The following is a 12,995-nucleotide window of genomic DNA, read 5'->3' as shown; positions in this document are numbered from 1 at the left end:
CTCAAGCGGAAGTACCGCTCCGCTTCCAATTACTCCAAGGCCGATGGAACCGATACAGATCAGCCAGCCAAAAAAACAGATAGAAGGATGGCCTGCGCAGCATTTGCCCGGGAGATACCTCTATCCCTTCCCCTCTCCCATGCTTAGCGCATCCATGGGCTGTCTCAGGCTTCCGGATCCATATGCAGGCGCCCAGCATCAGGACACAGAATACCCAGCCCATACGGCTGAATGTACTCCGCCAGCCGGCCCCCTCATACAGCATCCGGTTGATTACCGGTCCCAGCAGGAAGCTGCTGATCCCGTAGCCTGCCAGCAGAAGGCCGGAAACCGTACCCGTATCATCCGGGAACCAAGCGAGCACCGTGCTCACCACCGTATTATAGGCAATACCGGTTCCAAGGCCACACATCAATCCGTAAAATACATATATTTCCGTCAATGAGCTGAGCCGGGATGCCCCCAGGAAGCCCAACAGCAATAAAAGAGCGGATATGGACAGCGTAATCCGGTGGGAATACCTGCAGATCATGATTCCGCTGATAATACTGCCGATATTGTAGCCGGCCATGGACAGCACAAAAACGGCGGAAGTCTGCGACCGGCTCCAGCCAAATTCAATCTCCAACGGCGCGACAAATATCGACCAGGAGTAAATCACACCGGTACACAGCAGCAGAAGGCCTCCGTAGAACAGGCTTATGTATTTTGCGCCGGCGCCCACGTTTCTAATATCTTTTTTACTGATGAATTTGCCGTTCACTATCTCTTATCTCCTGATTTCTCTTGATCGCCTGCTTATTTCATCGAATAAAAAGGCAGAGATCCGTAGGAAAATATCTCATTCCAGATCTCTGCCCCGTACGGCAGGCGCTTCTATCCTTCCTTACCGTCTGCCGGATCTATTCCTCGCTGTATTCGTCCAGCAGCTCCTGGCACGCTTCGTTTAATTCATCCAGTCCCTCCTGCACCGAAGGATATTTCCCCTGGATAATACCGATCAGATATTCTGCCATAGTGGTCTGGATCTCGGTCACGCCGCCATAACTGGGTTTCGGCTTTACACCTTCCATCAGGGTGCCAGCCTCATACATTCTCACCAGGTCCGGCTGCACTTCGATGGTTTCCGCTTTCAGCGCTTCATCTTCATAGGAAGCGATATCGATAGGCGCTCTCGCTTTGACATCCGTTACCCATTTATGCCAGAAGTTGTTGTCGATCAGATACTGCAGGAATACGCCGCAGGCATCCGCTTTGTCCGTGATAGAGGAGATGCTGATCTCCATATTCGAGCTGACCATGCGGTAAAATGCCTTATCCTGGTCAATCTTCATGCCGTCATCCGGCACCGGCATATCCGCCATAATGTAGTTGAAGTCTTCCGGTACTTCCATGTCGGTCAGAATACCGTTGATATAAGTATAGCCGATGTTTGTCGCGATAGCGCCGCCAAAGAACTGCTCGTGTCTGTCCATATAAGTCTCGTTGGCCGCATTATCTGAAAAGGTTCCGGCGTCATACATGGACTTGAGGAATTCCACCGTCGTCACCGCATGCTCGTCGTTCATGGTCATTTCCGTGGCTTCGTCATTCATAGGCGCGCCGCCTAACTGCCAGTTCCAATAATTGAATTCATTGTTTACGTCGGAGTAATTCTCCATACTCAAGGGAACGGAATATCCGGTATATCCCGCGTCCTTCATGGCAATAGCGGCCTCTTTGAACTCGCTCCAGGTCTTCGGCACATTATTCTCATCACGGCCGATGGCTTTCAGAGCGTCGATGTTGTACATCATATAAGGGGACAGGTCGACCCAGGCAGGTATAGTCCACAGTTTGCCGTCACGGGAAGCCACTCCTTCCACTACTTCCGGAAGCATCAGCTCTTTTACCTGACCGGCGATATCCGGCAGCACGTCTTCCAGCGGAGAGATAATTCCTAATTTCTTGCCATAGTCATCGATGCAGGGACCAAACGCATACAGGTCGGGAGCGGTATCATTTCCGCCCTGATAAGCCGTGACTATTTTTTCCTGACGGCTTCCCCACTCCTGAGCGGTAACGGTTACATGTACCTTATCCTGGGAGGCGTTAAACTGTTCCGCCATCTCCTGGAACACCACCGGTTCCGCGGACAAGCCGCCGAACACCCACATGTCAATCTCCACCGTGCCTTCCGCCGTTTTGTCCTCACCTGAGGCGGCAGAGCTGCCGCCCTGATCCGCGGCCGCCGGTTCTTTCGTTTCCGGGGAACCTCCGCACCCGCTTAACAGTGATACGGTCATGACGCCGGCCAGTAACAATGAGATCAGTTTCTTTTTCATGAAATACTTCCTCCTTTAATATTAGAAATGTATTTTGAATCAATTCCGGATTTTCGATTTTCTTGCCTCTATATCCGGAAATAGTTCCGTTAAGTTTCGTAAATCTCTATCTCCCAATGCCTACTTCTTTTCAGGATCTCCCCTGCGGCTTCCACGGCCCTTTCCCATTCGTACTCAGCCATTTTGCCGGCATACTCATCCCTTGACCGCTCCCGCCGTCAGGCCCGCGATCAGGTTTTTGCCCAGCAGGATAAAGATCAAAAGCGTAGGGATCGTTACGATAATTGACGCCGCCCCCATCTGATTCCAGTACGTCCCGAATTCGGTTATAAAACTGGAGAGGCCAAGGGATATGGTATATTTGCTTTCGGTTGTCAAAAGGATCAGGCTGTATAGATATTCATTCCAGGAACACATGAAGGCGTATACCCCTACGGCCGCGATTCCCGGCTTGGATATGGGCAGGATCACGTTGACGAAAGTTTTTAAGGCACTGCAGCCGTCGATGCGGGCCGCTTCCTCCAGTTCCGAGGGTACCGACCGGAAATACCCGTACATCATCCAGATGGAGAACGCCAGGCTTATGGTGGCGTACAGCAGCATCAGTCCGAAGTGGGAATCATAAAGTCCGTAGGACTTATACGTGGAAAATAATGGTATAATCACCGAGGTTCCGGGGAACATCTGGGCAACCAGAACAAACATCAGCAGGCCCTTTTTAAACGGAAAGCGGAATTTGGCAAATCCGTAGGCCGCAAGGCTTGACACGATCATCCCCAGCAGCGTGGCCACCACCGATATCTTCAGGGAATTCCATATGTAGCGCGGAAAGGGTTTCTGTACCCAGACCTCGTAGTAGGAATTCAGTGTGAAATTCTCCGGTAAAATCGTCACCGGAATTTTCAGCAGCTCCGTCATACTCTTGCAGGAGGTAATCACCATCCAGGCCAGCGGGAATAAAGCCACAAAAAGAACAACGATGATGCCTAAGACTCTCAGCACGGATAATAATTTGCTTTTCATGGTTATGCGCCCTCCTCGTCCGTTGCTTTCGTCAGTTTGAGATAGACAACGGCAAATATCATTATGATAATAAACTGAATCACCGAGTAGGATGAGGCCAGTCCAAACCGGAACTTCTGGAATGCGGTCTTATAGATAATCACCGGCAGGGTCGTGCTGGATACGCCGGGTCCTCCCGCAGTCAGGATATTCAGGATTCCGAATCCGTTCATCGTCCAGATCATAGCCATCAAAGAACAGATCGAAAGTACATATTTCAAATTCGGCAGAGTAATATACCAGAATTTTTTTATACCGTTGCATCCGTCGATAGACGCCGCTTCATACTGTTCCTTATCGATCCCCTGCAATCCGGCCGACAGCATGATGGTCACGTAGGGGTAGGTTCTCCAGATATATACCAGGGAGACCGAGACCAGCGACAATGCCTCTGAAAAGAACTGTATATGTTCCGGCAGCAGGTGCAGATAATCCACCAGCACACCGTTTATCAGGCCTTTCTCCCCATTTAACAGCCAGCGCCAGATCGCGCCGACCACCACTTCCGGCAATACCCACGGCATAAATACCAGTGCCCGGGTCAGATTTTTACAGTGCTTTACGCCGTTTAGCAAAAGCGCGATCAGCATCGAGATGACCACGGTGATCACCGTTACCGATATGGCGAACTGCGCCTCATTCCCGAGAATCTCCCCGAAATTCGCACTGGAAAACACTTTTTTGAAATTGTCCAGAGCGATAAAATTTTTATCCCAGCTTTTCAGGATGTTAAAATCCGTAAAGCTGTACCAGAACCCATTTATCATGGGTATAAACAGCAAGCCGGCCAGCAGCACGATAGCGGGCAGGATAAACAGATATCCCCGCACGGCCTCGCTAAATGCCAGCTTTGAAAACTTTTTCTTTTTGTTCATCCGATTTCCTCCCTACAGGCCAAACTTTACAAAATGATAATCGTCCGACCATACATTTCTCTGATCCGCTTTAAAAGGACTCGGCTCCCCGGTGAAGTCCGCCGGCCAGACAGCATAGAGTTCTCCGTCCACGTGGTGGTGAGGTCCAAGCAGGTTCCGGTTGGACGAATACAGTTCCCAGACGATTTCATTTTCACCAAACTTCAGGTAGTCCGTGATGTCGCATTCGTAAGGCTGCCAAAGAAATTTTTTAACCGGCTTTCCATTGATGATAAGCTTTGCCACCGCCGCGTTCGGTTTTTGAAAACGGTAGAGGATGCGCCTTCCTTTCAGGCTTTGAATCTTGACCCCCAGCGAATCGTCATACTCATGGAGGATCAGATCCTGGCTGATCACCATTTTCCCTGAGAAAAAGCAGAATCCCTGGGATGTAAAATCATCTCCATATACCGACGTAGGCATTTTAACAATTGAGAATTCCGGATCGCAGCTCAGTTCCTTTCTCCAGGAATAGGAAAAACCATTGCGGTTCTTCACTCCGAAATCTCCCAGCAGATAAATGCTTTCGATTTCGGTCTCCAGCGTCAGTTTGTTTTTCTCGGTCTCCAGCACGTTTTCCCCGAACAGTACCTCATACACGTTCTGCGGCTGCCTGAAATCTATTTTCAAAATGATTTCATTATCGCCTTTGCGGATATAGGGGCGGATATCATAGGTGCGAAATCCTTTATCTCTCCACCAGCCCCGTTCACACAGCGCAACTTCAATACCATTGATACGGGCGTTCAGCCGGTCCGCTATCTCCGCAGCCAGATAGAATTCCCTAGTTTCCTCCGGTGCCATATCCATCCGGAAGGAAAATAAGAGTTCTGCCTGCACCGGCCGTTTCTCCTGCAGCAAAATGTCCATCAGCTGGATCGTGTAGATCTCGTCCCGCCACTCCTTGCCGTCGATCCGGTACCGGCAGCGGTCCAGGGTCAAAGCGTTCAGATCCGCATGCCGTATCTTCCAGCTTCCCCCAGGATTCAAAATTATGGTCCGGTCAGAATCCCGGGCTTTGGCTTCCCGGCCTGCTGCCTTAGGATCTGCTTTCAGCTCCCGGATAAAAAACACCTTGCTCTCTCTTGCCGCCATCCGTATGCAAAAGGAAGTCTGACCCGGCTGCTCCTCATCCGTATCCACCGGATACCGGCTGTTATCCAACGGAGCGTATTCCGTAATCTCCCAGCTGCCGCTAAGACGGAACCTGGCGTTTCGTTCCATCACCGTATCCAGATTCACCACGTAGAGAATCCGTCCGGTATCTGTTTTTCTAAGCTGATAGTGGATATTGGGAATTTCCCGCCCGTTTTCTGTGATAGAAACCGGGAAATCCGCCAGCCTGTCAATGTCTTTTTTTAATTCCCTGATTCCAACCGGACGCGCGAGATCCCCCAATTTCAAAAGTGGTTCCTGCGCTTTCGGACTCGTATATTCCGGGAAATCTCCCATTTGATAAATATGGCCCTTGTTCTGCGCGAACTGCAGCAATAACTCTACCGTCGGCTGATCCATGCAGCGCATATCCGGAATGACTACGGCCCGGTAGCCGCACTTACCTATGTAAAACCGGTCCCCTTTTACCTTTCCGTGCCGGGCGATCAGTGTCTCATCCCCGTAATGGTGATCGATATGGCAGTCGGCCAGCCGCTGCGAGAGATCCTCGAACCGCTGTCCAAAGGAAACGATCTCTCCTTCCTCCTGCCCGTCGTACAGCATCCAGCCGCTGTGCATCGGATGTAACAGCAGCAGTTCCACTTCCACCTGCCCGCTTGTCAGCAGCAGGCCAAGTCTGGCAAAATATTCATTAAAATCTCCGTACTCCTCCCACCAGGGCTGTTGGTAGAACAGCGACGGCGGAAAATCTCTCTTTCGAATTCCCCGGATACTGTAAGCCTCCAGATGCTGGCACATTCGGTTTACCCCGTTCACATACTGCCACTCGGCGATCCACTTTAACTCCTCCGGGCTGCAGTCCCAGCCAGCCATCGCGAACATCTCCGACAGCACGAACTTTCTGCCCAGCTGGGCAGCCGCGCTTCCCGCCTGTTTCGGCGTCAGCGGTGAGGATATCCGTCTTCGCAGCCAGTCGATTCCCGGCACATGCATATATTCATAGGACGGCATAACTCCGGCCGTGGCCTGCATCTGCATCAGCAGGGAATCCTCCCGCATCAGATGTCCGGTCAGCCGGCAATGGTTTTCCTCACACCAGCTATAGACCGTTTTACAGAATCCTTCCGTGAACATCCGGGATACGACTTTCCAGAAATCATAGCGGTACTGTCCGCAGCCTGGCAGATCCAGGAACAAAGCGGGAAGGTGTTCCTTAAGCTCGTATCCGTTTTCTTTCTTGAACTCTTCGGGAAGCAGGTAAGAATACGGGATTTTAAGCTTCGAGAACTGCGGTTCATCGGTGAAAAAACCCGGAATGACCGTCCCTAACTCCGCAGCAAATTCTTTTTTATATTTTTCATGGGTAACTTCCAGAAATTTCCGGATAACATCCGGATTTAACACATCGACATAATAGGGGTTAGCCTTTTCGCATACCACATAGACGGTTTCTTCTTCCCGGTAATCGTACAGATAGCGTCCGTCCGGAGCGTATATCCCCAGGATCGAAAGCTCCCGGCCGATATCCGAGGGGGCGCACTGATACAATTCCATCCATCTGGTGTGATAGCCGTCTCCCAGTTTCGTAACCTCGCCACCGGCGAAACCGCTGGGCCAGCCCTCCTCATCGTACAGCCACGGGTCCATCCCGCATTTTTTTGCTTCTTCCACACAAACGCGCACGCATTCCATCCACTTTTCGCTCATGTAAGGGGTTTTCAATCCGCCTCTGGCGTGCATGAAAAACCCGCCGATCCCTTTTTCCTTCATCTGCCGTATCTGCCAGACCAGCTCTTTTGGCTCCAGCTCATCATTCCAGGACCAGAATGGAACACTGCGGTATTCCCGTGCAGGATTTTTTAATTGGGATTCCATATCCATCATTCGCTTCATCCTCCACTGCAGACTACTTCTACCGCCCGTTTCAAAAACAGGTGATTTTCCGGGGTATCATCCACAAACTCCGTACTTGCCAGATATTCGTATATTTTCCGCTTGTTCTCCGCCGTTTCTGGAATTCCAAGTTCTCCAAGGGAAACCGGCATCTTCATGCGTCTCATAAACTCCTTGAATCCGGGGATCTGTTCCTCTGTCCGGTTATAGCTAAGCTGCAGGATCAGGGATGTGCCGACAATCTCCCCGTGGAGATACGATTGCGCTTCTTCCGTAAAAAACATGCGGGCCGCGTAATACATCTCATGGGCCAGCGCCGTCTGTCCCAGCGCTTTGGAACTGCCGCTGATGAAACCGGTCAGTACGAAATTAATATATAAGAAATCGTGGACTTCCCTGGTCAGCCGGTGATCCCGGATGTCTCCATAGATCTTTAAGCAGTTTCGTTCCAGAATGCGGTAAATATAGGCGGCCAGCGTATAAGCGGTATCCATCTCAAGGCTGAACGTATTCTCATCGATCTTCGCATGGCCGTTCTGAATCTCGATATATTTTGCCATACTGTCCAACATTCCGGCCGCGGCATATCTGGGAGGCTGCCGCACCATAATCTCTTCATCCACCAGAACCGCGTCCACCTCATATTCATGGTAGAAATTCCCGCCGGCCGTGCCCAGAGCAGCTCCGTCCTTCGTGTACATCACGCTCATGGGAGTGTAGGCCGCGCAGGTGGCTGCGCTGGTCGGTATCGTAATGACCGGCGTCCCGGCCAGGTGCGCGACAGCCTTCGCCAAATCCATGATCCGGCCGCCTCCCGCTCCTGCCACCACCTCATATCCCTGCTCTCTCACATACTGAGCCAGCGCGGCGGCTGTCTCCCTGTCCGTATAGCCGTTGTAGGTCCTGAATTCATACTGAAGATGGTTCTCTTCCAGCTTCTTTCGCAGCGTATCTTCCACGATGGATAACGCAGTCGTCCCTCCGATGATAAACACCCTGGTTCCAAATCTGCCAATCTCCTTACCAGCCAGTTTCAGCGCCCCCGGCATCTGGATATACCGTCCGGCTCCCAGTTTATATGCTGCATCCATTTTATGTACCTCTTATAAATCCAAGTATTACTGAATTTTTCCGATCTCTTTTAACACGTTCACGGTTACATCCATTTCTTCCTTCGTGGCGGGAGCCAGAGGGCTTCTGGCTGGCCCAAGATGGATACCGCTTACCAGCTCGATTGCCGGACGCATGATAGAGTTGGGAAGGATTCTTCCGTTCTGCCCGGTTGTCTTACAGAACCGGTAGATCGGTACGAACAGCTCTTTTGCTTCCTCGTTCTTTCCCTCGGCAAACGCCTGAAAGATCCGGCGGATCTCATGACCGAAAATATGCGCGCCGCCGCTGACCAGCCCCATGGCTCCCTGCACGATGGTGGGAAGCAGCATAACATCGTCGCCGTTGTAGATGGCAAAATCCGGATCCTCCTTCTCCGTCGCCAGGAAAAAGTCTGTGACCTGCGTGGGATTGATGCCCGCTTCATCCTTGATCCCGATAATATTGGGGATCTTAGCCAGACGCGCTACGGTCTCCGCTTCCATGTTAACTCCGACGAAGATCGGGATATTGTATAACATGATATCGCAGGTGGTGTTCTTCGCCACTTCTTCAAAATGGTTATAGATCCCGGCCTGGGTGGGTTTATTATAGAAGGGACACACGATCAGGCAGGTCTTGATCCCCAGCCGCTGCGCTTCTTTGGTCAGGGCGATGGTCTCTTTCGTGGAAGCGCAGCCGGTTCCGGCGATGACCGGTTTTCTTCCGTCCGCCGCTTTTACTGCCGTCTCCATCAGTTTTACCCGTTCGTCGAAGGTCAGAAGGCTTGCCTCCCCAGTCGTTCCGGTCACGATCAGGGAATCGCACAGATCGTTCTCCACCACATAATCGATCAGCTGCGCATAGGTCCCGTAGTTCACATTTTCTTCCTCATCATAGGGGGTAATCAGCGGAAGCAGAATCTGTCCGTATTTTTCTACAAATTTGTTCATTTTTAATCTCCTCCATAATAAAATTAGTCTTTTATCGATAAATCCGTGTAAGTTGGATTTATTTCAGTAAAGCTTCCCGAATTCTTGTTTTCTCATCTTCAGGCAAATATGTAATCGGGCTTCTGCAGTATCCGGTTTCCCGGCCCAACACATGCAGCGCATACTTCAAACGGATTGGGAACTGGTTGCCTCCCATGCACTGCCAGGTGTCATACAAGGAGTTCTGAATCGCCAGGCCTTTGTCATGCTCTTTCCTCTGCGCGCATTCCCACATCTGCCGGCACTTTGCAGGGAACAGGGAGAGAATCGCGCTGATGGCTCCCGCGGCCCCTAATTCAAAACAGGAAAAAATCATATCGTCCGTGGCTGCATACACCCGGCCCTTTTGTCCCGTCGACATGATATCCGCATATAACGCCTGTATTCCGCCCACACTCTGTTTGATTCCCATCACATAATCCGTGGTGTCCAGCAGACGCTTATACAGCCCCGGCAGAATCGTATTCTGGGGAATCACATTATAAATGATAATGGGAAGCTTTACTTCCCGGGAAATAGTCCGGTAAAACTCATACATTCCCTCTTCGTTGGGTACCAGTACATTGTAGGCAGGCGGAGTGACCATGATGGCATCCGCCCCTGCTTCTTTTGCTGCCAGACCGGACTTCACCGCATCTCTGGTGCAGGTTCTCATGATTCCGCAGACGACCGGCTGTTCCCCGGATACGTAATCTTTGGCAGCTCTTATAAGTGTCCCGTACTCTTCGTCCCGTATCGTCGGTCCCTCTCCGGTGCTGCCCGCCACACTGAGTCCGTCCGCTCCCGCATCCATGCAGATCTTCATTTCGCTGCGGAGCATTGTTTCATGAATAGCGCCGTCCTCGTCAAACGGGGTTACAATCGGCGGAATGATTCCCTCAAATTTCTTTTCCATAAGACTCTTTTTCTCCTTACCTTTCTTCCGCAAATAGTGTGTTGCCGCTGAAACAATAACTATTTCAGAAATATGTGTTTGAAATTGCCACACGTAATATTGTATGATGTCATTTCATGTTCCTAGCATATATCGCTCTCACTAAGTTGTCAATATAATCTTTATAATTTTTCATTTATTGTGATATTTATACAGAATCGTCATTTAATTATTGTGATTATTGCTGTATGGAACTACTTTTAATTAATATTCTCGTCACTTTGTATAGGATTGCCATCATACAATATTCAAATAGCAAAAGAAAAAGTGATCTTTTTATTCGCTTGACAAAATAATATTCCTAGATTATTCTATAAATAGCCATTCACAATTGTATGATGTCGTAACTATTTCACAATTTATAACGATTCCGACTGTTTCGTTCACTTAAGGAAATAGGTTCGGCGTCACAAAAAAAGAGCAACCATATATAGGAAAAGAGATTAGAAACAGAAGTAAAAAGGTTGAACAACATGTTCACCCATACTTTAATTTATGGCGCAGTACATGCGCCACTGGAGGAAATTATGAAAGCAGAAATATCACCACTGAAAGTCGGATGCGGTAAATTTTTTCATGGCAGAGGGGCCCTTTCGTATCTCCCCGGAGAGATCCGCAGATTGGGAGGTAAAGCGTTGATTATCGGAGGCAAAACATCTCTAGAACGCTTTTGGGACTGCGCTGCTTCCCTATTTCAGGCGGACGGCGTCCCCTATACCTCATTCACCCACACCGGCCCTTGTACTACAGACCGGGCGATGGAGTTCGTTCATACTGCAAAAGAGAATGCCTGCAGCGTACTGGTGGCAGTGGGCGGAGGCAAATGTATCGACAATGTGAAATGTGCTTCCGTCTTTTCCGGCCTTCCGGTTATCACCGTTCCCTCCTCCATCGCTACCTGCGCGGCTACCTCCATGGTAGCTATCATGTATAATGAAAAGGGACAGCGCGCTCCCGCCGTCAATCTGAAAAAAGAAGTCGACGTCTGTATCGCCGACCATGATTTGATCGCAACCGCGCCCAAACGCACACTGGCGGCAGGCATCCTGGATTCCATGGCAAAATATCCGGAGTCCCTGCACAAAAAACAGGTTACCGGATACCAAAGCTGTGATCTGAAAGAATACATACAGATTATCAACGCAAAAGGGATCTATGAGTTTCTATCCGGCGAGTACGAGGATCTGTATCGGAATAACGGTTCCTCCGGACGATTTGACGATGCGATTCTGACAAATCTGCTGCACACATCCATCGTCAGCGGCTTTGCGGACGGTTCCGGGCAGCTGGCCGTCGCCCATGCCACCTATGACTTTATCCGGAATTATCACACGCTCAAGGGCGGCGCTTTCCTGCATGGCGAGCTGGTCGCCGTCGGGCTCCTCATACAGATGGCCTTCAATCAGTGCCCTTCATCCGAAATCGGACAGGTCCGCTCGATCATGCGCAGTATGAATATGCCGCTGACACTTGGGGATATCGGATACGATACCTCCCCGGAAAGCCTGGAATTCTTAATAAAACACCTGGCTGCGGATTCTGACATCAACACCGAACCGGAAATCATCCGGCTTAAAAATGCGGTACCGGAGGCGCTTTGATCCCTATGAAATATGTCAACCAGATCCTTATCATCCTGGGAATCGCCCTTGCCGGAGAACTACTGAGGGCGGTGATCCCCCTCCCCATACCCGGCAGTATCTACGGACTGGCCATCCTGTTTTTTCTCTTGTTTTGTAACCTACTCAAACCGGAGCAGATACAGGATGCGGGAAAACTGCTGATTGATCTCATGCCGTTAATGTTTATCCCTGCGGGGGTAGGTCTCATGAAAGACTGGCAGGCTTTCGCTCCTCTGCTTCTTCCCGCCTCGGTTATTACGGTTGTATCCACTCTGGCCGTGACCGCCGTCAGCGCGGGGACCACCCGGTTTATCCGTCGCAGAAGGGAGCGAAGAACGATATGAGCTTGTTCCACAATTCCGTTTATTTGAGCCTTTTTCTCAGTATCGCCGCCTATGAGACCGGCTGTATCATCAAAAAAAGATGCGGGATCGCGCTGTGCAACCCGCTGCTGATTGCCATTGTCCTTGTCATCATATGTTTGAAAGCGCTGGATATGGATTATGCGGACTATGAAGCGGGCAGCCGGTATCTGAGTTATCTGCTGACGCCGGCCACCATATGTCTGGCCATTCCGCTTTATGAAAAAATTATGTTGCTTAAGAACAACCTGAAGGCGATTATCGCCGGCGTCCTGAGCGGGATCGTGACGAATATGCTGATCGTGCTTTTGTGTTCCTCGCTTTTTAAGCTGAACCATCAGCAATATGTAACCCTGCTGCCGAAGTCCATAACCACAGCGATCGGAATCAGCGTCTCACAGGAGCTGGGCGGTATCGTTACCATAACGGCGGTTGTGATCATCCTCACCGGAATACTGGGGAATATGACCGCAGAATGGGTCTGCCGGCTATTCGGCATCGATGATCCCATCAGTCAGGGCGTAGGGTTCGGTACGTCATCCCATGTCATCGGAACGGCCAGGGCTATGGAAATGGGCGAAATCCAGGGCTCGGTCAGCAGCCTGTCCCTGGTCCTCACCGGTATCCTGTCCGTATTATTCGTCCTGATTTTTTCGGCTGTGTATTGACGTCCGGCGAATTTCGCTT

At 50.5% G+C, this 12,995-nt stretch carries 11 protein-coding genes; 3 read left to right on the top strand and 8 right to left on the bottom strand.

The genetic code is table 11. The annotated features are described in order from the left end of the window. Position 1: 1 nt before the first annotated feature. The 8 genes from KTH89_RS13280 to KTH89_RS13245 form a co-directional block, all read right to left on the bottom strand. Positions 2-763: an MFS transporter gene (locus tag KTH89_RS13280; RefSeq protein ID WP_238722032.1), complete on the bottom strand. Its 762-nt coding sequence runs from the start codon at positions 761-763 to the stop codon at positions 2-4. A gap of 139 nt (positions 764-902) precedes the next feature. Then, positions 903-2,324 (bottom strand): ABC transporter substrate-binding protein, encoded by a 1,422-nt coding sequence (locus tag KTH89_RS13275; RefSeq protein ID WP_158345535.1) that lies wholly within the window; start codon positions 2,322-2,324, stop codon positions 903-905. A gap of 195 nt (positions 2,325-2,519) precedes the next feature. Then, positions 2,520-3,347: a carbohydrate ABC transporter permease gene (locus tag KTH89_RS13270; RefSeq protein WP_158345534.1), complete on the bottom strand. Its 828-nt coding sequence runs from the start codon at positions 3,345-3,347 to the stop codon at positions 2,520-2,522. A gap of 2 nt (positions 3,348-3,349) precedes the next feature. Beyond that, positions 3,350-4,261, bottom strand: a complete 912-nt coding sequence (locus tag KTH89_RS13265) for a carbohydrate ABC transporter permease (RefSeq protein WP_158345533.1) — start codon at positions 4,259-4,261, stop codon at positions 3,350-3,352. A 12-nt stretch (positions 4,262-4,273) separates the two neighbouring features. Further along, positions 4,274-7,300: a glycosyl hydrolase gene (locus KTH89_RS13260; protein WP_238722031.1), complete on the bottom strand. Its 3,027-nt coding sequence runs from the start codon at positions 7,298-7,300 to the stop codon at positions 4,274-4,276. A 5-nt stretch (positions 7,301-7,305) separates the two neighbouring features. Further along, complete coding sequence (locus tag KTH89_RS13255) at positions 7,306-8,400, bottom strand: iron-containing alcohol dehydrogenase family protein (protein WP_238722030.1); 1,095 nt, start codon at positions 8,398-8,400, stop codon at positions 7,306-7,308. A 27-nt stretch (positions 8,401-8,427) separates the two neighbouring features. Beyond that, complete coding sequence (dapA, locus tag KTH89_RS13250) at positions 8,428-9,351, bottom strand: 4-hydroxy-tetrahydrodipicolinate synthase (RefSeq protein ID WP_238722029.1); 924 nt, start codon at positions 9,349-9,351, stop codon at positions 8,428-8,430. Between the two features lie 58 nt (positions 9,352-9,409). After that, complete coding sequence (locus KTH89_RS13245) at positions 9,410-10,285, bottom strand: dihydrodipicolinate synthase family protein (RefSeq protein WP_238722028.1); 876 nt, start codon at positions 10,283-10,285, stop codon at positions 9,410-9,412. 566 nt (positions 10,286-10,851) lie between these two features. Between KTH89_RS13245 and KTH89_RS13240 the strand changes: the two genes are divergently transcribed. Genes KTH89_RS13240 through KTH89_RS13230 form a run of 3 tightly spaced genes read left to right on the top strand, consistent with a single transcriptional unit; the run spans position 10,852 to position 12,976 of the window. Then, the gene (locus KTH89_RS13240; RefSeq protein ID WP_238722027.1) at positions 10,852-11,925 is read left to right on the top strand and encodes an iron-containing alcohol dehydrogenase; all 1,074 of its coding nucleotides are present in this window, start codon (positions 10,852-10,854) and stop codon (positions 11,923-11,925) included. A gap of 5 nt (positions 11,926-11,930) precedes the next feature. Beyond that, on the top strand, positions 11,931-12,290 hold the full coding sequence (locus KTH89_RS13235) for a CidA/LrgA family protein (RefSeq protein WP_238722026.1): 360 nt from the start codon (positions 11,931-11,933) through the stop codon (positions 12,288-12,290). Further along, a complete protein-coding gene (locus tag KTH89_RS13230; RefSeq protein WP_238722025.1) occupies positions 12,287-12,976 on the top strand; it encodes an LrgB family protein in 690 nt (229 codons plus the stop codon). Before KTH89_RS13235 ends, KTH89_RS13230 begins: the two co-directional genes overlap by 4 nt. The last annotated feature ends 19 nt before the right edge of the window (positions 12,977-12,995 follow it).

Origin of the sequence: Diplocloster agilis (genome assembly GCF_019042275.1) — a bacterium.
Lineage (GTDB): Bacteria > Bacillota > Clostridia > Lachnospirales > Lachnospiraceae > Diplocloster > Diplocloster agilis.
Note: the sequence above shows the minus strand (reverse complement) of the source record. Positions and strands in the feature narration are given on the sequence as shown.